The sequence below is a fragment of the Aeromonas sp. R2-1 genome (assembly GCF_040908425.1).
GTDB classification, from domain to species: Bacteria; Pseudomonadota; Gammaproteobacteria; order Enterobacterales; family Aeromonadaceae; genus Aeromonas; species Aeromonas caviae.
The window spans coordinates 52,453-76,793 of record NZ_JBFODR010000021.1 but is presented as its reverse complement, the minus strand read 5'-3'; the positions used below and the strand labels follow the sequence as shown (position 1 = coordinate 76,793).

The window sequence follows — 24,341 nt, the reverse complement described above, 5'->3', positions numbered from 1 at the left end:
CATGTGGCCTTACGTACAGATCAACAACTTGAACCAGATGCAGGGGCCCGTGACGGAAGTCGAGCGCCACCTGCTGTTCATCGGCAGCGCCGCCAGCAACACCGGCAAGCTGCTCTCCCTCAACGCCCAATCCGACTTCGATCAGTTGCTCGGTGCCGCGGACAGCGAGCTCAAGGCCAACCTGCTGGCCGCCCGCGATAACGCTGGCCAGAACTGGTCGGCGGCGGCCTATGTGCTGCCCACCGACAAGCCCTGGCTGGACGCGGCCCGCGACGCCCAGCAGACCCAGTCGTTTGAAGGGGTCGTGGTGCTCGGGCAGGAGTGGGACCAGGCGGCCATCAACGCCGCCCACGCCCTCAACCAGGAGCTGATCGCCAAATGGGGGCGCTGGCAGTTCATGCTGCTGGCCGTACCGGCCATCGCCGACGAACAGGACTGGTCCACCTACGAGGCCGAGCTGGCCAGCCTGCAGGATGGCATCGCGGCGAGTTCGGTTTCCCTGATCCCGCAGCTTTGGCCGACCCTGGCCGGCGCCTATGCGGGCCGCCTGTGCAACCGGGCGGTGAGCATCGCCGACAGCCCCTGCAGGGTGAAGACCGGCGCCCTGGTGGGCCTTGGCAACAAGCCGGTGGACAAGGACGGGATCCCGCTGCCGCTGGCCACCCTGCAGACCCTGGAGGCCAACCGCTATTCGGTGCCGATGTGGTACCCGGACTATGACGGGATCTACTGGGCCGATGGCCGCACCCTGGATGCAGAGGGCGGCGACTACCAGGTGATCGAAAACCTGCGCATTGCCTACAAGGTGGCGCGCCGGATGCGCCTGCGCGCCATCGCCCGCATCGGGGATCGCTCGTTCAACTCCACCCCGGGCAGCACCGCCGCCGCCATCACCTACTTCGGCAAGGATCTGCGGGAGATGGCCAAGGCCGCCACCATCAACGGCCAGCCGTTCCCGGGCGACATCGCCTCCCCCCAGGATGGCGACATCCGCATCCAGTGGGTCGCCAAGAACCTGGTCTCGGTGTTTGTGGTGGTGCGCACCGTGGACTGCCCCAAGGGGATCACCGTCAACATCATGCTCGATTTGAGCCTCAACAATGGGGAGGGCTAACCCATGACCCGTCGTATCTCCGGTGCCAGCTTTGACACCACCCTCCTGGGGGCCATGGTCCACGTCGAAAAGGCCAGCCTCTCCATCACCGACAACAGCGCCGTGGCGCAAACCCGGGGGATCCCGGACGGCTTCGTCGATGGCGATGTCGCCGCGGAGCTGGAGTTCGAGCTCGATACCAAGAATTTCTCGCAGTTGGCCGATGCCGCCAAACGGGCGGGGAGCTGGCGCGGGATGGAGCCGGACGATGTGCTGTTCTACGCCGACACCGGCACCGAAACCATGAAGGTGGAGGCCTTCGGGGTGAAGCTGCTGGTCTCCGACCTGCTCGACATCGATCCCAAGGGGGGCAGCAAGAGCGTGCACAAGGTGAAAGGCTTTGTGACCTCCCCCGACTTCGTTCACCTCAACGGCGTGCCTTACCTCTCCAAGGAAGACACCCGCCACCTGCTGGGTTAAGGGGGAAGCTTGGACGACATCGACCGCGCCACCCGCCACGCCGCCCGCATGCTGGCGGTCCAACTGGCCAACCAGGTGGGCAAGGGGCACTACCAGGGGGAGAGCCTGCACCAGTGCGAAGAGTGCGACGACGACATCCCCGAGGGACGCCGCCGCCACGTACCCGGGGTGCGCCTGTGCGTCCCCTGCCAGACCCGCCTTGAGAGGCTGGGCCGCTAATCAGAGCAACGGACATGAACCACATGCCTCATAAAGACCCGACCCTCGCCACCGCCCTGCTGGCCTGGCTGATGGACAACTGGCCCGCCGTCTATGGGGCCCTGCTGGCGCTGGCCATCGCCTTCCTGCGCATCACCTACGCCGGTGGGCGGGGTCGCCGCCGGCTGATCGAATCCCTGCTGTGCGGCCTCATTACCTTGGCGGCCGCCACCGGGACCCACCTGCTCGGGATCCCCCAGGAGGCCACCCCCTTTCTGGGCGGCGTGGTGGGGCTGCTTGGGATCGACATCATCCGCGACAGGGCTGCCCTGATGTTTAGCAAGAAGGAGGACAACAATGCCGCGCAGTAATTGCCATCCCCAGATGGCCGCCTTTCTCGACCTGCTCGCCTATGCCGAGGGCACCAAGGGGCTGGGCGACGACGGTTACAACAAGCTGGTCAACCCGGCCGGGTTCTTCCAGGACTACCGCGAACACCCCGATGTGTTGGTGCGGGTCAACCCGACCCTGCACAGCACCGCCGCCGGGCGCTATCAGTTTCTGTCCCGCCACTGGCGCCACTACCAGGCGGCGCTCGGCCTGCCGGACTTTGGCCCCGTCTCCCAGGACACCTGGGCTATCCAGCTTATCCGTGAGCGCAAGGCGCTGGACGACGTGATCAAGGGGCGTATCCCCCAGGCGATCAGCAAGTGCGCCAACATCTGGGCCAGCCTGCCCGGCGCAGGCTACGGCCAGCGCGAGCACAAGCTGGCTGATCTGCTGGCCAAGTTCACCGAGTTTGGCGGGGTGCTGGCATGAGCACGGTCATCCGGTTGTTGCCGACCCTGATCGGGCTGGTGATTGGCAGCTTGCTGTTTGTCCAGGGGGAGCGACTCACCCAGCGCACACGGGAGCTCGCCACCGCCAACGACACCATTGCCACCCTGCGAGAGGCCAACGACCAGATGGGCACTGTGCTCAAGACGCTGCGACAAGAAGACAGCGCCCTGCGCCAACTGCTCGCCCACCAGAACGCCGCCCTGACCGAGCTCGACCAAGAACACAGGAAGACCGCCGATGACCTGCAACAAGCCCTGGCCACGCCGCCGGCGGGCCGCCCGAATTGTGCTAGCGAGCCTTTGCCTGGCGGCGCTCTGCGCCTGCTCCAGCCAGCCCGCGCCCGTGGTGCAAACCCGGGTGGTCAAGCGGCTGCCACCGCCGGGACTGGTGCCCCACTGCCCGGAGCCTGAATTCACGGGGAGCACCTACGGCGACGCCGTGCGGTTTATCCCTACCCTGCAGACGGCGCTGCGCCGCTGCCAAACCCAGATCACCACCTTGAACAACTGGATATCCCAAGAGGAGACAACCCCATGAGCAAGACCCTGACCCTGACTGTGGCCGGTACCGACATCAGCTTTGAACCGACCATGACCGCCTACAACGGCTTTATCAACGACATGATGCCGAGCGACAAGGTGGCGCCGGCCCACAACTACCTCAAGAAGATCGTCTGCCAGGAGAGCAAGGCCGCGCTGGACGAGTTGCTCAAGCGCCCGGGCGCCGCCCTGCAGTTGGCGGGCGCCATTAACGAGCAGTTCGCCCCCACCCTGGAGATCACCGTAAAAAACTGACCGCGCGCGCCGAGGCCATCGAGCGCAATCCCCTGGAGCAGGTGCTGGCACTACGGCGCTACTACCTGCCCCATGAAGAGGACGACCTCGACAGCCTGGCTCGCGCCATCTGGTTAGACAAACAGCATCGAGAGTCCAACGCCACCGCCGTGGCCGAGGGCATTGCCAAAGCACTGAACGGGTAACGACTGATGGCCTGGATGGAAAAATTGATGATGCAGGTGGCCCTGGTTGACCAGGTCACCAAGCCCCTTGCTGGCATCAATGCCCAGATGGACAAGGTCAGCAAGGCGGGCCGCCAGGGCTGGAGCAACATGGCCATGGGGGCCACCACCCTGGCCGCCGGCGGGCTGGCGGTGCAGGCGGCACTCGGCCCCGCCATCGAGATGGACCGGGCCCTCTCCGAGGTGGCCTCCCTCGATGTGCAAAAGGACGTGCTCGGCGCGCTTGGCCAGGAAGCCCTCAAGCTGTCCGTGCAGTATGGCAACTCGGCCACCGAGATTGTCCGCTCCTCCTACGACATCCAGTCAGCCATCGCCGGACTGGAGGGCAACGAGCTGCCCGCCTTCACTCGCGCATCCACTACCTTGGCCAAGGCCACCAAGGCCGACACCGCCACCATCACCAACTACATGGGCACCATGTACGGCATCTTCGAGCAGCAGGCCAAGCAGATGGGCAAGGCCAACTGGGTGGAAGATGTCGCCGGCAAAACGGCGCTGGCGGTGCAACTGTTCAAGACCACCGGCCAGGGCATGGCCGATGCCTTTGGGGCCATCGGGGCCAACGCCACGGCGGCCGGGGTGTCGATGGATGAGCAGTTCGCCGTGCTGGGTCAACTGCAGGCCACCATGGGTGGCGGCGAGGCCGGGACCAAGTTCAAGGCGTTCCTGGCCGGGGTGGGCAGTGCCCAGAAGGCGCTCGGCATGAAGTTCACCGATGCGGCGGGCAACATGCTGCCGGTGCTCACCATCCTCGACAAACTCAAGGCGCGCTATGGCGAGACCCTGAGCGTGGCCGAAGGGGACGAGCTCAAAAAGGCGTTCGGCTCGGATGAGGCGGTGGCCATGGTCAAACTTCTGATGACCAACACCAAGGCCCTTTCCACCAACATCAACGCCCTGGGCAACACCCACGGCATGGGCAAGGCCGAGCAGATGGCTGCCTCAATGACCGACCAGTGGGAACGGGTGACGCAAGGATGGTTCGCTATCCGGGCCGCCGCCTTTGGGGTGGTGCTACCGGCCATCAACAAGGTGGTGGGGGTCTTTGCCGACGGCGCCGACACAGTGCTGCGCTGGACCCACCTCTTCCCGAACCTCACCCGGGCGGTGAGCTATGCCCTGCTGGCCATCGTGGGCCTCGGCATGGTGACCGGTGCCTGGCTGCTGGTCGCTGGCGTGGCCAAGCTGGCCACCCTGGGGCTCGGCATTGCCTGGTCGCTCCTGATCGCCCCGCTCAACCTGCTCAAGGCTGGGCTGGTTGCCTTTCGCGCCATCCTGCTGGCCGTCAACATCATGATGGCCGCGAACCCGGCCGTGCTGCTGGCCTATGTGGTCGGCGGGCTGCTCGTCGGGGCTATTGGGCTGGCTATCTACTACTGGGACGACCTCAAGAAGACCCTGGCGGATTGGGGCGTTTTTGAGGCAGTCCAGGCGATGATCGACGGAGCCGCCGCTGGCTGGGACAGCTTCATGCAGCTACTCGGCAACCTGAGCCCCTTCCAGTTGCTGGGTCGGGCGGTGGACTGGCTGATCGAGAAGCTCAACCTGATCCCGGGGGTCAATATCGAGCTCGGCGGCATGCCGGACCTGCAGATGCCTGCGCTCACCCCGCTGACCCTCCCGCTCATGCCGGGGACGGTCAGCGCCCCCATGGCGGCAGAGCAGCAACAGGCCTCGATCACCGCCCCCCTCGCCCGCTACCGCCAGCCGGAGCAGAGCAAGGTGCCGGCCGGCGGGTTGGGCCAGCAGCTGATCCAGGCCAACGCGGCCGCGAGCGCTGCCAACCAGAAGCCCGCCAAGTCCCTGCATATCGGCGAGGTGCACATCACTAACCAGAACCCCATGACCCCGGAGCAGCTGGCCGAAAACGCCTGGCTGGAGACCAAGTGATGAACGAACCCAAGTACATCGACATCCTGGTGGTGAACGGCGCCTGGCAGCTCGATGCCGGCGGCCAACCCCGCACCACCCAGGACCGCCACAGCATCGGCCAGGACATCAAGCACCGCATCATGGAATCCGGCCTCGCCCGCAAGCTCATCGGCGAGCGCAGCCCGACCCTGCGCAGCGACGTGATGACCGAGATTGAGCTGCTGGTTGAAGACGACGAGCGGCTGGTGCCCGGCACCATCTTCATCAGCGAAGAGGCCCCCGACCGGGTGCTGGTCACCGCCCGCACCTATGAATTCGGCGAACTGGAGGTAACCCTGTGAACCTGCGCCCGACTGTGGACTTTATGGCCCTGCTGGCCGAGGCCGGCGTGCCGACCACCGAGGCGGCCATGGAGACCGAGCTCAAAAAGGAAGTGGTGGCCGCCGGCTCCCTCATCACCAACGACAGCGACGTGAGCCCCTTCTGGCGGCTGGTGCGCGGCGTGGTCATCACCCCGGCCCTCTGGCTTATCCGCACCCTGCTGGCGGGCCACGTGCTGCCCAACACCTTCGCGGCCACCGCCACCGATGCCTATCTCGACCTCAAGGCCTGGGATGTGGATCTCACCCGCAAGGCGGCCCAGAAGACCCGAGGCCTGGTCAATTTCGTGAAAGCCAACCCGAGCGACGCCGTCACCATCCCGGCCGACATCTGGGTCACCACCGAGCGCATCAACAGCACCATCTATCGCCTGCGCCCCCTGCAGGCGGTGGTGAGCCCCGCCGGGGAAGCGGTGGCCCGGGTGGTGTGCGAGGCCGAGCTCGCCGGCGCAGCCTGGAACCTGGCCCCGGGCTATTACAACCTGCTGAGCGAACCGGTGACCGGCATCCTCTCGGCCCGCAACGATGACAAGGAGTGGATCACCACCCAGGGCAGCGACGTCGAAAGCAACGACGCGCTCGGTCTGCGCATCCAGAACCAGTTTTCGGCGGTGGGCCGTTACCACATCGATGCGATTTACCGATCCATGCTGGCGAGCGTCGCGGGGATCCGCGCCGATCACATCTTCTTCGAGCACGACGCCCCGCGGGGACCCGGTACCGCCAACGCTTACATCCTGCTGGAGGTGGGGGCCACCCCAGCCAGCCTCATCAACCAGCTCAACGACTACGTGGGCCGCCAGGGCAACCATGGCCACGGGGATGATCTGTTCGTGATGAGCATTCCCGAGACCCAGCACAGCCTTACCCTGGCGCTCTGGCCGCAAGCCAACCTCAGCGACGAGCAAAAGGCCGCGCTCAAAGCCGGCGCCGAGAACCTGGTCAGGGCGGCGTTTCGCCAGTCGGCAGACTTCCCGGCCGTCACCCGCACCTGGCCACGCTCGCGCTTCTCGCTCTCCCAGCTTGCCCGCGAGCTGCACAGCCAGTTCCCGCAGCTCCAGAGCCTGCGCTTTGGCGAGAGTGACATCGTTGCGGGGCTGGCCATCCCACGATTGAAAACGCTGACGGTGACCCTGCATGACTGACCCGACCCCCCTTGAGCACGAGCGGCAGGCGCCAGTGCTACCCAATGCCAGCGCCCCCTGGTGGGAAGACGGCTACACCATCAGCCCGGCCCATGCCGAGCCGGGGTTCCTGGCCAAGGGCATCAACGCCTTCTGGCAACGGCTCAAGGGCTGGTTGCTGCTGCCGCTGGCCCAGCAAGACCCGCTGACCTGCTCGGAGTCCTTGCTGGCCCTGCTCGCCTGGGAGCGGGACATCACCCGTTTCAATGGCGAACCGATTGAGCTCTTTCGCAAGCGGGTCAAATTCGCCTTTGTGAACGCCCGGGACGCCGGCGAAGTGGCGGGCTTTAAACGCATCTTCGAGCGCCTTGGCATCGGCTGGTGCGACATCCACGAACGCCAGGCCGGCACACCCTGGGACGTCATCACCATCGAAGTGACCGACAGCGCCATCGCCAGCAATCAGCAGTTGATGGAAACCCTCATCCAACACTATGGCCGCACCTGCCGCCGCTACCGCTTCCAGGTGGTTTACCCGGTCACCGCCACCCTGCGCCCCGGTCGCATCGACATGAACCAGCAGGTGTTCGGCGCATCACTCAAGAGGACCCCATGAGCCAGATCATTACCAACGCTTTCGCCAGCTACCTGCAGGCGAGCCTCGCCAACCAGACGCCGGTGGTGCTCGATGAGTTCGTGCTGGCCAACATCCCGGGCCTGGACCCGAACCAGCCGATAAGCCCGGATCTCGGCTTGCCACCGGCGGGCCAGATAGTGCATCGCCGCACAGTCGATCAGCGCGGTCGCATCAACAACGACGCGGTGGCCTACACCATCGTGATGGACACCACGGTCGGCGATTTCAGCTTCAATGCCCTGTACCTCATCAACAAGGCCAGCGGCATGGTGGGGATGATTGTGCACAAGGGACTGGAGACCAAACTCAAGACCAATGAGGCCACCGGCCAGACCGGCAACAGCCTGGTCAAGTCCATGCTGATGGAGTACGACCGGGCTTCCGAGGCTACCGCCACCCACGTGGACGCCAGCACCTGGCAGATTGACTATGCCGCCCGCCTGCGCGGGATGGACGACGATCTGCGCCTGCAGGCGCTGCAGTTCTTCGGGCCAGCCACCTTCTACGGCGACGGCTTCAAGCTGGTGAACGAATCCGGCGTCTACAAGGTGCAGCCCGGGGTGGCCTATGTGGGCGGCCTGCGCGCCCAGCTCGACGAGGTCAGGAAAATCACCCCCGGCGCCAAACCGGTGGGGCTCTGGCTCGACATCTACCGGGCGGGCTCTTTGCTCAATGCCTGGGTGAATCACTTCACCCTCACCCTGAGCGTGCCGGCCCTTACCGACTATGTGGACGGCAACGGCAATCAGCACCATGTGGCCAAGGTCGCCATCATCAACAGCGACGGCAGCGTCACCGACCTGCGCCGAAAGCGCACCATCGAGCTCTCCGGGGATGTGACTGGCAAGGGGATCCTGGAGGATGCCCAGGGCGTCAATATCGCGGTGGAGGTCAAGGACAACAGCCACGGCCATCTGATGGAGAACGTGTCCGGGTTAACGCAAGCGCTGGCCAGCAAGCTCGATGTCAGCGGCTACAAAGCCCGTCGCGACATGTTGAATAACAACGGGGCGACGTTCGGCTACACGGCCAACAAAGACTTGGATAGCTGTTTGGCTGGTGACTTCGGGCTCTACGAGAAAAAGACCTGTCCAAATTCACCGCCGACAGCAAACGCCTATTTCTACTGTGAGACCAAGCGCATCTACGCGGCCGAGGCCCTGCTCCAGGTCGCCTGGTCTTACGACGGGGGTGGTGTGCTGGCCATGCGTAACTACAGCATGAACACCTCAAACTGGAGCCCGTGGCGCGAGGTCTTCGACACTGGCCACAAGCCGACCATCCAGGAAGTCGAAGGCCTGCAACAAGCCCTGAACGGCCTTTCGCCCACGTCTCACTCGCACCCGGGCTCCTGGCTCAACCCCATCAATCTGGGTACCGAAGACCTCGACACCCTGAAAGAACCCAAGGTGTATGCCCAGCATGCCAACGCCAACACCTCGGCCGCACGCCACTACCCGGAGAACAGCGCGGGGGCGCTCATCGTCAGCGCTGGCGCCGGCCCCCAGCAGACCTACCTGGTCTACAACTCCAGCCGGGTCTGGCGCCGGGCGCAGTACAGTACCGGCGCCTGGACACCCTGGACCCGGGATTACAACACCGGCAACAAGCCCACTCTGGCCGAGCTCGGCGCGGCTGCAGCGAGCCATTCTCATCCTTGGTCCCAACTGACCGGGATCCCGGCCTACGCATCGCGCTGGCCCAGTTGGGCAGAGGTCACCGGCAAGCCCGGCACCATGCCGCCGTCTGCCCATACCCACACCGCAGCACAGGGCAACGCTGATGTGGTGGCCGGGGGCGTCGGGCAAATCGGAACTTATGGCTTTTTCTTCACCAAGGCCGCCGGTGCCTATGCCCCCGGCCGCACCCTGCCCGGCAGCAGTTTGCGCTGGTCTTCTACTGACATGCACGAATCAGATACTGGCGGTGGGAGTCCTGCAGGGACTTGGAAACTCATGGGCTATTACGCAAACAACGCTTGGACCAAATCACTTTGGATAAGGATTGCCTGATGGAGATCATCACCGCCAAAAACGTCATCGCCTACACCGACCAACCGGACGCCCTGGACATGGAGGTGGCCTTTGCCCACCTGCCCGGCCAGTTCGTCACCTTTACCGCCCGCAAGGACGACTCGGCCGAGCACGGGCGTGAGCTCTATGTGCGCGCCATGTTTGGCGAGTTCGGCGAGATCCGCACGTTGGCCCAGCCCGAGGACCTGCCGAGCGAAGCCGAGCAACAGAGCAAACTGGATGCCCTGCAGGCCGACGTTGCCCTGCACATCGCCCCTCTGCAGGACGCCAAAGAGCTGAAGCTGGCTACCCCGCAAGAGCTGGCCAAGCTGGAAGCACTGCAACGCTATCGCATCGCCCTGATGCGCCTGCCACAAAGCGAGGGATGGCCAAGTTCGGTTACCTGGCCGGAGATGCCCCAATGAGTTGGGCCCAGGGGGCGCTGCGCTGGCCCGCAAGTGCCGGCAGCATACACACCCGCGCCCGGGAGGTGCTGGGGCAGCTTCCGGCGAGCCAGGCGAGCGCCATTGGCCGACTGCAGGGGCTGGCTGCTGGGGCCCAGTATCGGCGCCACCCACTTAGCGAGGCGGCCGAGGGTTTGGCTGGCCTTCGGGCCGAGCTCGACCGGTTGCTGGTGAATGGCCATTGCCTCACCGTCACCCCCTATCAGCACGGGGTGGGCCAACATCAGGGCAACCAGCACCATCTGTCCGCCCCCAACGCGGTGGCAGCCCTGGCCGCCAAGTTGCAGGATGGCGCCGACCCACGCCTGCCCAGCGGGCAGCAGCATGCCCTCGCCTGGCTGGTGACCGGCAACAGCGCCGAGGATCTGGCCCGACAGTTGCTGCCCCTCTGCGCCCTGCTGCCGCTGCCGGAGTGGTGCGCCACCCTGCGCCGCCTCACGGCCAGTAACGACCCCATGCACCAGCCAAGCGCCGCCAGGGTGCCGCGCTGGCGTGCCGGTGAGCCCCTTTGCTGGGCCCCTCTGCGCCCTGCCAGGGCAGCCGTTGGTGCTGAGCTGGCGCAACTGGAGAGCCTCGCCCGGGATAGCCAGAACCCCATCGACAAGCTGCAAGGGCTCGCCGTGCGCCGTAGCGCCCGCCTCGATGAACTGGCCACCGTCCTGACCGAGCTGGGCAAACTCTCCGGCACGCTCTGGCACTGGCAAGGTCAGGGAGATGTGCCAAGCCTCGCCACCCAGCTCGGACAGAGCACGCCCCCCGACCACAGCATGAGCATGACGGTCGGTGCCCTACTGCTCTCCCCCTCCCCGCTCACCTTCTGGCAGGAGTTGACCCCATGAGCCAAGCCATGCTGACCCTGGATGGCGAACCCATCATCATGAAGTCGATGCGCGTCTCCGCATCGATGCAGTTTCAGGACAAAGACCAGAGCGGCCAGACCAGCTCGACCAGCAGCGCCGAACAGGGCGCCAAGGGCAAGGAGCTCGACGTCTCCGGCCTTATCCCGTTCAAGGAGGAGCGCATGCTGAGTCGGCTGTTTGAGCTGGCCGATGCCAAAGGTAGCGGCGGCAAGCGCCACATCTACCGGGTCGGGTCGCTGTTGGCCAAGTCGGTGAAGGTGCGCCAAGCGAGGTTCGCAGGGCGCATCACCGCAAGCGAACAGGAGGGGCTGCTCGCCTGGCAAGTACAGTTCACCTTGAAGGAGTTCAACTCGGTACCGGAGAAGCGTGAGCAGCGCCTGCCCAAGCAAGCCTCGACGGTGGGCCAGGGTACTGCAAACACCACCGCCGCCAAGCCTGGCGGCAAAGGAACCGGGGACGAAGCGCCGGACCTCAGCAGCTTCGAGCGCTACGTGCTCCAACCGATGGATGACATGCTGGCATGAAACTGACCACCTCACTGACCCTCGCAAGCCAGCCGGTGCACCTTATCGACCATGACCTGGTGCTGGATCTCAACGCAGGCGGCCGCGCCGCCCTCACCATCGAGGGATCCGCTCTCAAGGGGCAGATCTTCACCCTGGACACCGGCTATAACGGCGACTTGCGGCGCTGGTTCACCGGCTACGTGTACGACGTACAGCCCGCCGCCAACGGTGCCAGCAAGCTGTTGTGCCGGGAGCTCGCCGGTGCCCTGGGATCCCGCCTGCCAGTCAGCCAGCAGCATGCCACCCTGCGCGGTCTGCTGGCCTGGCTGACCGACCGCTGCGGGCTCACCTTCCTGCTGCCCCAGGGGGCAGACTACACCGACCGCCCTATCCCCAACTTCACCAGCGCCGGCACCGGCTATCAGTTGCTCGATAACGCCGGGCGCGCCTTCGAGGTGCCGGACTTTGTCTGGTACCAGCAACCGGATGGCGCCATCTACGTGGGGAGCCACGCCCATAGCCGCTGGCACGACAAGGTGGTGACGCTCGATCCCGCCTGGTCAGGGAGACAGGCGGGCGACACCCTTACCCTGTCGCCGGTGCCGGCCATCCGGCCCGGGGCCATCATCAACGGCAAGCGGGTGATGCGGGTACGTCTCAAGGGCGATGAGATGACCCTGACCACGGCGACACCCGGCAAACCGGTGAAGTCGCCGGAGCGGCGCAAGATGGAGGGCGAGTTCCCGGAGCTCGCGGACAAGATGCACTTACCCAAGTTCGGGCGGGTCGAGGCGGTCAGCGATCAGGCCACTGCCGGCCAGCTCAATGATCCCTTTCGCCCGCGCTACGCGGTGGATGTGCAACTGCTGGGCGAGGATGGCCAGCCGGACAAGGCAGCCCCGCTGTATCGGGCGGTGCCGCTGCCGGTGCTGTTCGGCGGGCAGGAGCAGGGCCTGCTGCAGTTCCCCATCGAGGGGACCCTGGTTGAGCTGGGGTTTGCCTTCGGTCGGGCCGACCGGCCCTTTATCCGCACCGTGCTCGGCAGCGGCTGGGCCTTGCCCGACATCACCCCGGGCGAGCAACTGCAGCAGCAACGGGCCGAGGTGTTCAAACGCATCGATACCGTGGGGAACCTCTGCCGCCACACCGACCGCCACCTGCACGACCAGGCCCTGAAGATGCATCACCAAAGCGATGACTACCTGGGGGACCATGACCAGCATCGGCTGCAGGTGGCGCAGCACAGCGTCGAGGAGGTGGGCGGGTTCAAGCTCATCGAGGCGCTGGGGGCCATCGAGCTGCTGGCCGGCGACGATCTCACTTTGGGGAGCCTCGGCAATCTGAGTCAGACCACGGCCGGGGATCTGGTTGAGGTGGTGGGACAACTACGCCGGGCGGTCGCCGGCGAACTGCAGCACCTGGAAGCGCCCCGTTCCTGGGTGGGGACAGATAGCGTGAACATCTTCCGGCTGCTGCTGCAACTGATGAACGTGGTGGAGCAACTGGCCGCCGCCACGGCTGGCCATACCCACGGCAGCGGACCCGCACCAGGGAACAGTGCAGCCATGACCGGACAAAGCCAACAAGCCGGGCAACTGGCCAGCACCCTCTCCCCCATCATCGAGTAACTCACCAAGCGAAGAAGGCCCCACAATGTGGGGCCTTCTTCTTGTCTGCCTGACAGCGCCTGAGCATGGCCAGGGAAGGGCGCCGCATGAAGAGGCGCCATCGGGCAGCGCTGCATCATACGTGAAGCCTGCGCACGCTCACAGTCTCCTGACGAGCAACGGAAACACCCACGGCGGCGTCTGCGCCACGGAATCCGCGCTCATCCGCTCCCGCCTGCGGGGTTCATCAAGAAAATTATTTGCAAAAGTGGATTAGCGCAAAACCATAGGCCCAGACCGCGCCACATCAAGGATCCGCAAGGCGTTGAGGATCTGCAAAGAAGGATCTTTTTTGCAGCGATTTACAGTTTGGATGAGAGCTATTTAACAACGATGAGGCCATAACTCTTTGAATATATTTGATTAATCTAATTTTTCGTGACTATTTGAATGAACGGGCAGGATCTGTAGCCTTACTTCGAAATGACAAAAAGCCTCTTATTTTCATATTGTTAAGTGATAGCTACTATGTTTTGGAAACTGAACGGTTGCAAACTCGCGCCATACATCCCAACCGCTCACACACATTTTCATCCGTCGTAGGAACGGTACAATATTGGACATGTTTGAAGCTCGCAATGTCTTACGTAGGGACACATGAAGAAGAGAAAAGAGATTAACTGGGAACGCTGGCACTGGTTAAGACAACACCTCAAACGGGTGCGAAAAACACCAGAACCAGAAGAACCTCAATCTGAGATATCCAAATTCCTAACTATCATTTTCGCCGCGATCCCATTAATAACTGGTGGCATCTACCTAATCGGAATGGCTTATCATTTTGGTGAGTGTTCTGCTCATGGACTGGACATCATTGAATTCCCATGGCCTGCAGATGTCACCCTAGCGATGGGATTCCTACAACTACTTAACTCAATTAAAGAGTATGTGGGGCCCATAACACTAGGGGCCATTAGCCTAGTGACAATCTTCATTTGTTTGCTCTTCAGCCCTGGGCTCCGGTTAGGATGGGCATGGTTCTGTCACCGTCAGTTTTCTAAGTCACCAAATAAACTCCGGCATTTTTTCCGGAGAGGAGCCCGTGTACCGCCCCACCGACTCTTCTTCTTGTTAATCTGGGTAAAAATTTTCTACGACAGATTTGCCATTCTGCTGATTCCACCTTTACTCGCTCTCATGCCGGCCTACTTTAGCTTTAACCAAGGAGTAAAGGCTGCCGAAGCCCACATCAAACCAGTAGATAGTATTGAATGGACTACAGATAGAAATAGCACTCAGTCTGCTCTGCTAGGAGATACTCCGCACATCCGCCTGATGTGTAATAGCACTCATTGTGCCTATCGCTTAAAAGGAGGGTTAGTCCGGCTCGTGCGCCACGAGCAGGTCGAACAGGTGACCTGGATGGTCCCCAAAGACACTCCAGATAAAACGTCGAAAGAAAGCAGCAAAGAGAAATAACACAGCTCAAAAAAGTGATGATTCTTTATGTCCTTCAACTGCTGACCAAAAAGAAGGCCCCAATATATGGGGCCTTCTTCTAGTTGTGTGGTACCCAAGTCAGTGAGCAGCCAACTCACGAAAAAGGTCTGGCTTATCCTGGATAAGCCCCAACACTTTGGCAGCCAATCCCGTTGGATTGCGGCGCCGGGTTTCCCAGCTTTTGACCGTATCCACACTCGTTCCCAGTGCTTGGGCAAACTCCTGTTGCGATACCTTGAGGGCTAGGCGGATGGCCTTAACGTCTGCGACCTCGTATTTGGTCCGTGCAGCAGGCTCTACGCGACCCTGCTTGATCTCGACAGCCTCTTCCAGGGAAGCCTTCAGTTCGTCAAACATGTTCATATCAAACCTCCCCTTTCAGTAACGTGGTCAATTTCTTCAGCTCTGCCTTTTCTGCCGCAGTGAGGCTCTCTTTCTCACTCTTCGCATACGCCAGTACCAGGTAAATCGTCTCTACAGTTGCCAAGAAGTAGATCACCCTGGCACTGCCGCTTTTCCCTTGCTGGCCTGTTGCCATTCGAACTTTTCGCAAGCCACCAGTACCTTGGATCAAGTCGCCTTTCTCTGGCTGGGCAATCAGCTCGACTTGCAGTGCTCTGAGCTCATCGTCTGTCGCTAAGGCTTTTATCTGTCTGGTGAAGATAGACGTCTCAATAAATTCAATCGCGTGACTCACGCATCACTCACTCTGAGCATTCATCATGGTGTACATAGTACACATCACGAGTCAGCGAGGCAACATGGCCATTCTGGCTGTGCCACACCCTTGCAGCCAATACGCCCACCAGGCTCTCAGCCTACGATGGCATCGAGCAAAATAAATGGGGCAATATGTGGACATTAAAAACAAAAAATCCATATAAAACAGCTAATTACAGATACAAAAAAGGAGGCCAGAGCCTCCTTTATTTTTATAACAGAGCTGGATTAGACCAGAGCTGCTTTAGCTTTTTCAACCAGGGCGGTGAAAGCCAGCTTGTCGTGAACGGCGATATCGGACAGGATCTTGCGATCGATCTCGATGGAAGCCTTCTTCAGACCGTCGATCAGACGGCTGTAGGACAGGCCGTTCTGACGGGCTGCAGCGTTGATACGCGCAATCCACAGCTGACGGAACTGACGCTTCTTCTGGCGACGGTCACGGTAGGCATACTGACCAGCTTTGGTTACCGCTTGTACCGCTACGCGGTAGACACGGGAACGGGCGCCGTAGTAACCCTTGGCGGCTTTCATTACTTTCTTGTGACGAGCGCGAGCGGTCACACCACGTTTAACTCTTGGCATTTTTCACATCCCCCCTTATGCGTACGGCAGACAAGCGACAACACGTTTGTGGTCGGCAGCGGAAACAAAGAACTTAGGTCCCAGCTGACGCTTACGCTTACTGCTCTTCTTGGTCAGGATGTGACGCAGGTGGTTGTGCTTGCACTTGAAGCGACCTGAGCCAGTCTTCTTGAAGCGCTTTGCGGCGCCCCGGTTGGTTTTCATCTTCGGCATTTCATACTCCGCATTGTGAGTGACAACAAAATCGCAAGGCGAACCGACTCATGGGGCCAGCCCCATGAGTCAATTTCTTGTGGGCCTTAAGATTTCTTCTTGGGTGCGAGGACCATCACAGCTTGACGGCCTTCGACTTTCGGGAACGATTCGACTACGGCCAGCTCTTCCAGATCGTTCTTGACGCGCTCGAGAACCTTGATACCAAGATCCTGGTGGGCCATTTCACGACCACGGAAGCGCAGGGTGACCTTTGCCTTGTCCCCGTCTTCCAGAAAGCGAACCAGGTTGCGTAGTTTTACCTGATAGTCGCCTTCGTCGGTGCCAGGACGGAATTTGATTTCCTTGACCTGGACGACTTTCTGCTTTTTCTTCTGTTCTTTGGTGGTCTTGCTCTTTTCGTAGAGGAATTTGCCGTAATCCATGATCCGGCAAACGGGCGGCTCAGCGTTCGGACTGATCTCGACCAGATCCACTCCTGCCTCAAGGGCCAAGTTCAGCGCATCCTGAATGGAGGTGATGCCAATGGCTTCACCATCCAGACCAGTCAGACGAACTTCTTTCAGACGGATCTCTTCATTGATCCGGTGAGCGCGGGCTTGCGGTTGCTTGCCCAGTTTTTTTCCGCCTTTTATAGCTTATTCCTCCACTTTCTTTTGTCCGCGGGTCTGAACTTCCTGGGTCAACAGAGCAATCAGCTCTTCAACAGGATAAGAGCCCAGGTCAGCCCCTTTACGAGTACGCACTGCAATCTTGCCGGCTTCTACTTCTTTGTCGCCGCAGACCAGCATGAAGGGTACTCGCTTCAAAGTATGCTCGCGGATTTTAAAGCCAATCTTCTCATTTCTCAAGTCCGCTTTTGCGCGAAGGCCCGCATCATTCAATGCCTTGGCAACTTTCACAGCATAATCGGCCTGGTTATCCGTGATATTCATGACCACGGCCTGGGTCGGAGCCAGCCAGGTCGGGAACAGACCGGCGTACTCTTCCGTCAGGATCCCGATGAAGCGCTCCAGCGAGCCCAGAATGGCGCGGTGGATCATCACGGGGATGTGGCGCTCGTTGTCTTCGCCCACATAGGTGGCGCCAAGACGGCCCGGCAGGGCAAAGTCGAGCTGCACGGTACCACACTGCCAGGCACGATCAAGGCAATCGTGCAGGGTGAACTCGATCTTGGGACCGTAGAAAGCCCCCTCGCCCGGTTGCAGGTCGAACTTCAGGCCGTTGAGTTCCAGCGCCTCGGCCAGCGCGGCCTCGGCGCGATCCCAGGCTTCATCAGAGCCGATACGCTGCTCCGGACGGGTCGAGAGCTTGACCACGATGTTTTCGAAACCGAAGGTACCGTAGACGTCATAGACCATGCGGATGCACGCAGACACCTCTTCCATGATCTGCTCTTCGGTACAGAAGATGTGGGCGTCATCCTGGGTGAAACCCCGTACCCGCATCAGGCCGTGCAGGGAGCCTGATGGCTCGTTGCGGTGGCAGGAGCCGAACTCGGCCATGCGCAGCGGCAGATCGCGGTAGGATTTCAGACCCTGGTTGAAAATCTGCACGTGACCCGGGCAGTTCATCGGCTTGATGGCGTACTCGCGGTTTTCGGACTGGGTGGTGAACATGGCCTGGGCGTATTTCTCCCAGTGACCTGAACGCTCCCACAGCACGCGATCCATCATGAAGGGGCCTTTCACCTCCTGATAGTCGTACTCTTTGAGCTTGCCGCGGATGAAGGTTTCCAGCTCGCGGAAGATGGTCCAGCCGTCGTTGTGCCAGAACACCATGCCCGGCGCTTCTTCCTGCATGTGGTACAGGTCGAGCTGCTTGCCGATCTTGCGGTGGTCGCGCTTGGCGGCCTCTTCCAGACGCTGCAAATACGCCTTGAGCTGCTTCTTGTCGGCCCAGGCGGTGCCGTAGATGCGCTGCAGCATCTTGTTGTTGGAGTCGCCGCGCCAGTAGGCGCCGGACATCTTCTGCAACTTGAAGTGGTGGCAGTGACGCATGTTGGGCACGTGCGGGCCGCGACACATGTCGATGTACTCTTCGTGATGATAGAGACCGGGCTGGTCATCACGGGCTATGTTCTGATCCAGGATCTCGACTTTGTAGGTCTCGCCACGGGCTTCGAACACGTCGCGCGCTTCCTGCCAGGAGACCTTCTTCTTGATGACGTCGTAATCCTTGGCGGCCAGCGCCAGCATGCGCTCTTCCAGGGCAGCCAGATCTTCGTCGGTCAGGGTGCGGTCGAGATCGATGTCGTAGTAGAAACCGTTGTCGATGACAGGACCGATGGCCATCTTGGTCTGGGGCCAGAGTTGCTTGATGGCATGACCCAGCAGGTGAGCACAGGAGTGGCGCAGGATGTCCAGACCTTCTTCGTCTTTGGCGGTGATGATGGCCAGGGAGGCATCGGCTTCGATCAGCTCGCAGGCATCCACCAGTTCACCGTTTACCCGACCGGCAATGCACGCCTTGGCGAGACCGGGACCGATGTCCGCGGCCACATCCATGACGGAAACGGCGTGGGCAAATTGACGTTGGCTGCCGTCAGGCAGAGTAATGATTGGCATTAGGTGTTTCCTTATACAGTGGTGACCCCTACCAAAGGCCACATGCAGGTTGGAGAAACCCTTTCATGTCCAGCTGTTCACTCCCGAGTTTCACCGTTCACAATACGGTTGGTACACGGCAGTGGCACACCATATGGCGTGTGCAAGGCCATCCATTGAGAGGTACAGCGGGGGATTGTATCAGACGCGACAACCCAGACAAGCTGTCTTGGCGATTTTGCATACCGCCTAAGCGCGGGTGTCAACCTGTCCTACTTGCGAGGGCGCCCTTCTGCTGCCATACCCTGTACCAGATTGAGGCGTCAGCCAAAGCAAGGAGAGCATGATGTACACCTACGACATTTCATTTCCGGAGCATGCAGAAAAGCTGGTTCATCCGGATCACCTTCTCACGACTCACTGTCCCGTCCATATCGGTGAGCTGGTGATCCTGGGTGATGGCAGCAAGCGGGAGGTATGCAGCATCGTCCACAGTGCCGAGCGCAGTACACTCTATGTCACGGACGTGACGCCCGGCAAAGTCACCGCCAGCCGTTGATCCCTAACCGGCGTTCAGAAATGAGTGGCCATTGAAATCGAAGGCGCTGCGCCCCTCCTCGGCCAGCGCCATCTCCTGCAATACCTGGAGTGCCATCTTGTTGCCCTTTTGCGAGGCCTGATAGAGCCACTGCTTCGCCTCGGCCAGTTCAACCCGCCCGTTGACCCCCATCAGGTGCAGGATGCCCACCTTCAGCATGGCGGGCACATCACCGTTTCTGGCTGCCAGCTCCATCCAGCGAAACGCCTCGTGCAGATCCCGCTTCACCCCGGCCCCGCGCAGATAGACCTCTCCCAGCCGATACTGGCCGAAAGCGTCCCCCGCCTGCGCAGCCTGACGATAGAGTCGGATGGCGCGATCCATATCCTGCTCGCTCCCCTGCCCCACTTCATGGCTCCAACCCATCAGCGCCTGTGCCCGTGGCTGGCCCTGCTCCGCCAGGGGCGCCCAGATCCGGGTCGCCTCATCAAAGTGCCCTGTCCGCCAGGCGCGGTTGGCCGCCGCCAGCTCCTGCTCGGTGGAGAGCGGGATCAGACGCCAGATGACCAGCGCAATGAGGGCGATGAAGAGCCAGCGGGCGGTAGTAGGTTGCATGACATTTTCCGTGATCTGGTTCGCATTTCGTCTATGTAAACGAAATGTAGCAACAGATCAAGCAGGAGATCACCCGGGTTCACCCTCTTTCATGGGGTCGCTCTTTGCGAACTTGCAGTTTGACGGGCTACACAGCAAAATAACTGTATATATAAACAGTGCATTGGTGATGTGATGGCAGGACGAGGCGCGAACCACAATGTCGAGCACCGCTTCAGCGGCCCGCAAATCGAAACCGTTGACGACGGCTGGAGTCAGAGCGACTGGGACGCGGCATTTGCCGCCAGCGCTCCCCGCACCGAGGTGACGGAGATCAGCGCCCGCAGCATCATCAGCTACAACGATTCGCCGGATCTTCCCTTCGGTCGCTCCATCAATCCCTATCAGGGGTGCGAGCATGGCTGCATCTACTGCTATGCCAGACCCAGCCACGCCTACCTTGAGCTCTCCCCCGGGCTGGATTTCGAGAGCAAGCTGTTTGCCAAAACCAATGCTGCCGAGCTGCTGCGACGGGAGTTTGCCAAGCCAGCCTATCAGCCGCAAACCATCGTACTGGGGGCCAATACCGATCCCTATCAACCCATCGAGCACCACTATCGCCTGACTCGCGAACTCCTGACGGTGATGCTGGCTCATCGCCATCCGGTAGGGCTCATCACCAAGAGCGCCATGATCCTGCGCGACCTCGATCTGCTGACCGAGCTGGCCCGGGAAGGGTTATGCCAGGTGATGGTGTCGGTCACCACCCTCAATGAGACGCTGAGGCGACAGCTGGAGCCCAGGGCCAGCACGGGGGTTGGGCGGATCAAGGTGATCGAACGACTGGCCAAGGCCGGTGTGCCGGTCGGCGTGCTCGCCGCCCCCATGGTCCCCAGGCTCAACGAGCCGGAACTGGAACAGATCATCAAGGCCGCCGTCGACGCCGGGGCGGGCTGTGCGGATTACATCTTGCTGCGATTGCCCCACGAGCTCACCACCCTCTTGTGCGACTGGCTCGATACGCACTATCCCGGCCAGAAAGAGGCGATCCTCAACCAGCTGCGGGCAAGCCGGGGTGGCGCACTCAACAGCGCCACCTTTGGCAGCCGCATGCGAGGTGAAGGACAGTTTGCCGACCTGCTCGCCCAGCGCTTTCGCCTGATCAGCAGGCGGCTGCAACTGGGCAAGCGCCATGTAGCACTCAATACAGCCGCCTTCATCCGCCCGGGCGAGCAGTTGCGTCTGTTCTGAGCACCGTCAGCCCCGTGGTCTCGGCGGGCAGCTCCCCGCTGGGTGGCGCTGTGCAATCAGCTCCGCAGGCAGGCGGGATGGCTCGTGCGCCACCTCCTCCTCATCCACCCTAAGGCGCGCCTTCTCCTGCCCTCCCCACATCCGGCTCCACCAGATCTCCCACATTACCCAGCTCGTCATAACAGTGCTCCTGGCAAGCGATGCCTGCCTCTGTGGTGGCCTCATTCAACGCAGGCAGCATGGCTGGCCGTCATGACAGGGCCATGACAGCCGAGTGAAGGCATCGTGTTGATGGGATGGGGCCAGCCCTGCATATCAGGAAGATGACGCCGTGGCAGGCAGGGCTGCATGCACGGCAGACGGAGCCGGGCAGCAGAGAAGAGAGCTGCTGGGCAAGCACAAGGACGGGGAGAACCTGCGGTGAGGCGGACAAAAAAAGAGCGACCATCAAGGTCGCTCTTTTGCACCGGACAAAGGGGGGACGATTACTCGTCGCCCACCTCCCCGGTATCGACGGCGCCAGCGTCCGCTGCGGTGTCGGTGCCTTCAGACACCTCCCCTTCAACAGCCAGGGCCTCGGTTTCCTCTTCGTCGCTCTCGGCAACGCGCTGCAGGCCGACCACGGTCTCGTCTTCACCGGTACGGATCAGACGCACACCGCCGGTGTTGCGGCCGATGACGCTCACCTCGGACACCCGGGTACGAACCAGGGTACCGCCGTTGGTGATCAGCATGATCTGGTCGGTATCTTCGACCTGGATCGCATCGATCACCTTGCCGTTGCGCTCATCCACCTTGATGGAGATGACGCCCTGGGTACCACGGCTCTTGGTCGGGTACTCGTCCAGCGCGGTGCGCTTGCCGTAACCGTTCTCGGTGGCGGTGAGGATGGCACCATCACCACGGGGCACGATGAGGGAGACCACCTTGTCACCGGCGCCCAGCTTGATGCCACGCACGCCAGCAGCGGTACGACCCATGGGACGTACGCCCTTGAAGGTACCCTTGCTTTCGGTGCCTTCGCCGTTGTCACTGCCATCATCATCGTTGCCGGCGTCGTCGTCGGTGTCGACTTCGTCAGTGGCATCGGCATCGGCGCGACCGCTGCCTTCCGCGAAGCGAACCACCTTGCCCGCATCGGAGAAGAGCATGATCTCGTTGCTGCCATCGGTGATGTCCACCCCGATCAGCTCATCACCCTCTTTGAGGTTGATGGCACGGATACCGGAGGAGAGCGGACGGCTGAAGTCGGACAGGCTGGTCTTCTTCACGGTGCCGTTGGCGGTGGCGAAGAAGACATACTTGTCGGCGTCATATTCTTTCACCGGCAGGATGGCGGTGATGCGCTCACCCTCATCCAGCGGCAGCAGGTTGATGATCGGACGACCGCGGGCGCCACGGGACGCTTCCGGCAGCTGATACACCTTGAGCCAGTAGACCTTGCCACGGGTGGAGAAGCACAGAATGGTGTCGTGGGTGTTGGCCACCAGCAGACGCTCCACAAAGTCCTCTTCCTTGATCCGGGTGGCCGACTTGCCACGACCACCGCGGCGTTGGGCCTCGTAGTCGGAGAGCGGCTGATACTTCACATATCCCTGGTGAGACAAGGTAACGACCACGTCTTCCGGGGTGATCAGATCTTCGATGTTGATCTCGGCACTGGACATGCTGATCTCGGTGCGACGCTCGTCGCCGTACTGCTCGCGCACGGCCAGCAGTTCGTCACGGATCACTTCCATCAGGCGTTCCGGGCTTGCCAGGATGTGCAGCAGCTCGGCGATGAGATCCAGCAGAGATTGGTACTCTTCCAGGATCTTCTCGTGCTCGAGGCCGGTCAGCTTGTGCAGACGCAGGTCAAGGATGGCCTGGGCCTGGATCTCGGTCAGGAAGTACTGCCCTTCACGGATGCCGAACTCAGGCTCCAGCCACTCGGGGCGAGCCGCGTCGTCGCCCGCTTTTTCCAGCATGGCGGCCACGTTGCCGAGCTCCCAGCCCTTGGCTACCAGGGCGGCTTTCGCATCCGCCGGGGTCGCACTGTGGCGAATGAGCTCGATGATGGGGTCGATGTTGGCCAATGCCACCGCCAACCCTTCCAGGATGTGCGCCCGATCCCGCGCCTTGCGCAGCTCGAACACGGTCCGGCGAGTCACCACTTCACGGCGGTGCAGCAGGAAGGCATCCAGGATCTCTTTGAGGTTCATCACCTTGGGCTGGTTGTTGTCCAGCGCCACCATGTTGATGCCGAACGTGGTCTGCATCTGGGTGTGCTTGTAGAGATTGTTCAGCACAATCTCGCCGGACTCGCCGCGCTTGATCTCGATGACGATGCGCATGCCGTCCTTGTCGGACTCATCGCGCAGGGCGCTGATGCCCTCGATTTTCTTCTCTTTGACCAGCTCGGCGATCTTCTCGATCAGGCGAGCCTTGTTCACCTGATAGGGGATCTCGTGGACGATGATGGTCTCGCGACTGGTCTTCTCGTCCACCTCCACTTCAGCCTTGGCCCGCACATAGACGGAGCCGCGACCGGTACGGTACGCCTGCACGATGCCGGAACGGCCGTTGATGATGCCGCCGGTGGGGAAATCCGGGCCGGTGACATGGGTCATCAGCTCGTCAATGGTGAGGTCGCCGTTTTCGATCAGCGCCAGGCAACCGTTGACAATCTCGGTGAGGTTGTGAGGCGGGATGTTGGTCGCCATGCCCACCGCGATACCGGAGGAGCCGTTGACCAGCAAGGTGGGGACCTTGGTGGGCATGACAGCCGGGATCATCTCGGTGCCGTCGTAGTTCGGCACCCAGTCCACGGTCTCTTTGTCCAGATCGGCCAGCAGCTCGTGGGAGATGCGCGCCATCCGCACTTCGGTGTAACGCATGGCCGCGGCGTTGTCGCCGTCCACCGAACCGAAGTTGCCCTGACCGTCGACCAGCATGTAGCGCATGGAGAAATCCTGCGCCATCCGGACGATGGTGTCATACACGGCGATGTCGCCATGCGGGTGATATTTACCGATTACGTCACCGACCACACGGGCCGATTTTTTATAGGGCTTGTTCCAGTCGTTCCCCAGCTCGTTCATTGCATACAGAACGCGGCGGTGAACCGGTTTCAAGCCATCACGCACATCCGGCAGAGCTCGTCCTACGATCACGCTCATGGCGTAATCCAGATAGGAACTCTTGAGCTCTTCTTCGATGTTGACCGGCGTGATCTCTCTGGCCAGATCGCTCATAGAAAGCCTTAATCCCTAATTAGTTGTTCTTTGGCTTAAACAGCGCGACATGGTAACACACTGAGCCAAA

30 protein-coding genes are annotated in these 24,341 nt (G+C 61.6%); 21 read left to right on the top strand and 9 right to left on the bottom strand.

Annotated features, from left to right (window positions below; all coding sequences use genetic code 11):
* Nucleotide 1 precedes the first annotated feature (1 nt).
* The 19 genes from AB5Y80_RS05690 (at nucleotide 2) to AB5Y80_RS05600 (ending at nucleotide 14,570) form a co-directional block, all read left to right on the top strand.
* Complete coding sequence (locus AB5Y80_RS05690; RefSeq protein WP_368172627.1) at nucleotides 2-1,114, top strand: DUF2586 domain-containing protein; 1,113 nt, start codon at nucleotides 2-4, stop codon at nucleotides 1,112-1,114.
* Between the two features lie 3 nt (nucleotides 1,115-1,117).
* Nucleotides 1,118-1,573, top strand: coding sequence for a phage protein (locus AB5Y80_RS05685; protein WP_041214425.1), 456 nt, complete (start codon nucleotides 1,118-1,120; stop codon nucleotides 1,571-1,573).
* A 9-nt stretch (nucleotides 1,574-1,582) separates the two neighbouring features.
* Nucleotides 1,583-1,792, top strand: coding sequence for a TraR/DksA family transcriptional regulator (locus AB5Y80_RS05680; protein WP_139737785.1), 210 nt, complete (start codon nucleotides 1,583-1,585; stop codon nucleotides 1,790-1,792).
* Between the two features lie 23 nt (nucleotides 1,793-1,815).
* Entirely contained in the window at nucleotides 1,816-2,142 is a 327-nt protein-coding gene (locus AB5Y80_RS05675; RefSeq protein WP_039040942.1) for a phage holin, lambda family, read from the top strand.
* Nucleotides 2,129-2,590: a glycoside hydrolase family 104 protein gene (locus tag AB5Y80_RS05670; RefSeq protein ID WP_368172626.1), complete on the top strand. Its 462-nt coding sequence runs from the start codon at nucleotides 2,129-2,131 to the stop codon at nucleotides 2,588-2,590. Before AB5Y80_RS05675 ends, AB5Y80_RS05670 begins: the two co-directional genes overlap by 14 nt.
* Complete coding sequence (locus tag AB5Y80_RS05665; RefSeq protein WP_368172625.1) at nucleotides 2,587-3,021, top strand: hypothetical protein; 435 nt, start codon at nucleotides 2,587-2,589, stop codon at nucleotides 3,019-3,021. Before AB5Y80_RS05670 ends, AB5Y80_RS05665 begins: the two co-directional genes overlap by 4 nt.
* Complete coding sequence (locus AB5Y80_RS05660; RefSeq protein WP_368172624.1) at nucleotides 2,954-3,148, top strand: hypothetical protein; 195 nt, start codon at nucleotides 2,954-2,956, stop codon at nucleotides 3,146-3,148. The genes AB5Y80_RS05665 and AB5Y80_RS05660 overlap by 68 nt, the downstream gene beginning before the upstream one ends.
* A complete protein-coding gene (locus tag AB5Y80_RS05655) occupies nucleotides 3,145-3,405 on the top strand; it encodes a putative phage tail assembly chaperone (protein ID WP_041214418.1) in 261 nt (86 codons plus the stop codon). The genes AB5Y80_RS05660 and AB5Y80_RS05655 overlap by 4 nt, the downstream gene beginning before the upstream one ends.
* A 41-nt stretch (nucleotides 3,406-3,446) precedes the next feature.
* A complete protein-coding gene (locus AB5Y80_RS05650) occupies nucleotides 3,447-3,590 on the top strand; it encodes a hypothetical protein (protein ID WP_368172623.1) in 144 nt (47 codons plus the stop codon).
* A gap of 6 nt (nucleotides 3,591-3,596) precedes the next feature.
* A complete protein-coding gene (locus AB5Y80_RS05645; RefSeq protein WP_368172622.1) occupies nucleotides 3,597-5,519 on the top strand; it encodes a phage tail tape measure protein in 1,923 nt (640 codons plus the stop codon).
* Entirely contained in the window at nucleotides 5,519-5,842 is a 324-nt protein-coding gene (locus AB5Y80_RS05640; RefSeq protein WP_015985419.1) for a DUF2590 family protein, read from the top strand. Before AB5Y80_RS05645 ends, AB5Y80_RS05640 begins: the two co-directional genes overlap by 1 nt.
* Nucleotides 5,839-7,026, top strand: a complete 1,188-nt coding sequence (locus AB5Y80_RS05635) for a baseplate J/gp47 family protein (RefSeq protein ID WP_368172621.1) — start codon at nucleotides 5,839-5,841, stop codon at nucleotides 7,024-7,026. Before AB5Y80_RS05640 ends, AB5Y80_RS05635 begins: the two co-directional genes overlap by 4 nt.
* Nucleotides 7,019-7,621 carry a phage tail protein gene (locus AB5Y80_RS05630; RefSeq protein WP_368172620.1) on the top strand — a complete coding sequence of 201 codons (603 nt, stop codon included), beginning with the start codon at nucleotides 7,019-7,021 and terminating at the stop codon, nucleotides 7,619-7,621. Before AB5Y80_RS05635 ends, AB5Y80_RS05630 begins: the two co-directional genes overlap by 8 nt.
* Nucleotides 7,618-9,654 (top strand): phage tail protein, encoded by a 2,037-nt coding sequence (locus AB5Y80_RS05625; RefSeq protein WP_368172619.1) that lies wholly within the window; start codon nucleotides 7,618-7,620, stop codon nucleotides 9,652-9,654. Before AB5Y80_RS05630 ends, AB5Y80_RS05625 begins: the two co-directional genes overlap by 4 nt.
* Nucleotides 9,654-10,079 carry a tail fiber assembly protein gene (locus AB5Y80_RS05620; RefSeq protein ID WP_368172618.1) on the top strand — a complete coding sequence of 142 codons (426 nt, stop codon included), beginning with the start codon at nucleotides 9,654-9,656 and terminating at the stop codon, nucleotides 10,077-10,079. The genes AB5Y80_RS05625 and AB5Y80_RS05620 overlap by 1 nt, the downstream gene beginning before the upstream one ends.
* Nucleotides 10,076-10,957: a hypothetical protein gene (locus tag AB5Y80_RS05615; protein ID WP_368172617.1), complete on the top strand. Its 882-nt coding sequence runs from the start codon at nucleotides 10,076-10,078 to the stop codon at nucleotides 10,955-10,957. Before AB5Y80_RS05620 ends, AB5Y80_RS05615 begins: the two co-directional genes overlap by 4 nt.
* Complete coding sequence (locus AB5Y80_RS05610) at nucleotides 10,954-11,502, top strand: hypothetical protein (RefSeq protein WP_368172616.1); 549 nt, start codon at nucleotides 10,954-10,956, stop codon at nucleotides 11,500-11,502. The genes AB5Y80_RS05615 and AB5Y80_RS05610 overlap by 4 nt, the downstream gene beginning before the upstream one ends.
* Complete coding sequence (locus AB5Y80_RS05605) at nucleotides 11,499-13,112, top strand: hypothetical protein (protein ID WP_368172615.1); 1,614 nt, start codon at nucleotides 11,499-11,501, stop codon at nucleotides 13,110-13,112. Before AB5Y80_RS05610 ends, AB5Y80_RS05605 begins: the two co-directional genes overlap by 4 nt.
* A gap of 636 nt (nucleotides 13,113-13,748) precedes the next feature.
* A complete protein-coding gene (locus tag AB5Y80_RS05600) occupies nucleotides 13,749-14,570 on the top strand; it encodes a hypothetical protein (RefSeq protein ID WP_323953263.1) in 822 nt (273 codons plus the stop codon).
* 99 nt (nucleotides 14,571-14,669) lie between these two features.
* Here AB5Y80_RS05600 and nadS read toward each other — a convergent pair whose 3' ends face one another.
* The 6 genes from nadS to thrS all read right to left on the bottom strand — a co-directional run bounded on the left by nadS (nucleotide 14,670) and on the right by thrS (nucleotide 18,676).
* Nucleotides 14,670-14,954, bottom strand: coding sequence for a NadS family protein (nadS, locus tag AB5Y80_RS05595; RefSeq protein ID WP_113995677.1), 285 nt, complete (start codon nucleotides 14,952-14,954; stop codon nucleotides 14,670-14,672).
* A gap of 1 nt (nucleotide 14,955) precedes the next feature.
* Nucleotides 14,956-15,276, bottom strand: coding sequence for a type II toxin-antitoxin system RelE/ParE family toxin (locus AB5Y80_RS05590; protein WP_201969418.1), 321 nt, complete (start codon nucleotides 15,274-15,276; stop codon nucleotides 14,956-14,958).
* Nucleotides 15,277-15,539: 263 nt separating this feature from the next.
* Nucleotides 15,540-15,896: a 50S ribosomal protein L20 gene (gene rplT, locus AB5Y80_RS05585; RefSeq protein WP_010674800.1), complete on the bottom strand. Its 357-nt coding sequence runs from the start codon at nucleotides 15,894-15,896 to the stop codon at nucleotides 15,540-15,542.
* A gap of 15 nt (nucleotides 15,897-15,911) precedes the next feature.
* Nucleotides 15,912-16,109, bottom strand: a complete 198-nt coding sequence (gene rpmI, locus AB5Y80_RS05580) for a 50S ribosomal protein L35 (protein WP_005300673.1) — start codon at nucleotides 16,107-16,109, stop codon at nucleotides 15,912-15,914.
* An 86-nt stretch (nucleotides 16,110-16,195) separates the two neighbouring features.
* Complete coding sequence (gene infC / locus AB5Y80_RS05575) at nucleotides 16,196-16,726, bottom strand: translation initiation factor IF-3 (protein WP_185219337.1); 531 nt, start codon at nucleotides 16,724-16,726, stop codon at nucleotides 16,196-16,198.
* Between the two features lie 21 nt (nucleotides 16,727-16,747).
* Entirely contained in the window at nucleotides 16,748-18,676 is a 1,929-nt protein-coding gene (gene thrS, locus AB5Y80_RS05570) for a threonine--tRNA ligase (RefSeq protein ID WP_042017100.1), read from the bottom strand.
* Between the two features lie 322 nt (nucleotides 18,677-18,998).
* Here thrS and AB5Y80_RS05565 point away from each other — a divergent pair, with 322 nt between their 5' ends.
* Nucleotides 18,999-19,214, top strand: a complete 216-nt coding sequence (locus AB5Y80_RS05565) for a hypothetical protein (protein ID WP_124245003.1) — start codon at nucleotides 18,999-19,001, stop codon at nucleotides 19,212-19,214.
* Between the two features lie 3 nt (nucleotides 19,215-19,217).
* Here AB5Y80_RS05565 and AB5Y80_RS05560 read toward each other — a convergent pair whose 3' ends face one another.
* On the bottom strand, nucleotides 19,218-19,808 hold the full coding sequence (locus AB5Y80_RS05560) for a tetratricopeptide repeat protein (protein WP_164882608.1): 591 nt from the start codon (nucleotides 19,806-19,808) through the stop codon (nucleotides 19,218-19,220).
* A gap of 174 nt (nucleotides 19,809-19,982) precedes the next feature.
* Between AB5Y80_RS05560 and AB5Y80_RS05555 the strand changes: the two genes are divergently transcribed.
* On the top strand, nucleotides 19,983-21,038 hold the full coding sequence (locus tag AB5Y80_RS05555) for a PA0069 family radical SAM protein (RefSeq protein WP_368172614.1): 1,056 nt from the start codon (nucleotides 19,983-19,985) through the stop codon (nucleotides 21,036-21,038).
* Between the two features lie 6 nt (nucleotides 21,039-21,044).
* Here the strand turns inward: AB5Y80_RS05555 and AB5Y80_RS05550 are convergent, their stop codons facing one another.
* Together AB5Y80_RS05550 and gyrA are read right to left on the bottom strand one after the other, a co-directional pair.
* Nucleotides 21,045-21,218, bottom strand: a complete 174-nt coding sequence (locus tag AB5Y80_RS05550) for a hypothetical protein (protein WP_164882096.1) — start codon at nucleotides 21,216-21,218, stop codon at nucleotides 21,045-21,047.
* 305 nt (nucleotides 21,219-21,523) lie between these two features.
* Nucleotides 21,524-24,271 carry a DNA topoisomerase (ATP-hydrolyzing) subunit A gene (gene gyrA / locus AB5Y80_RS05545; protein ID WP_270807031.1) on the bottom strand — a complete coding sequence of 916 codons (2,748 nt, stop codon included), beginning with the start codon at nucleotides 24,269-24,271 and terminating at the stop codon, nucleotides 21,524-21,526.
* Nucleotides 24,272-24,341: the final 70 nt, after the last annotated feature.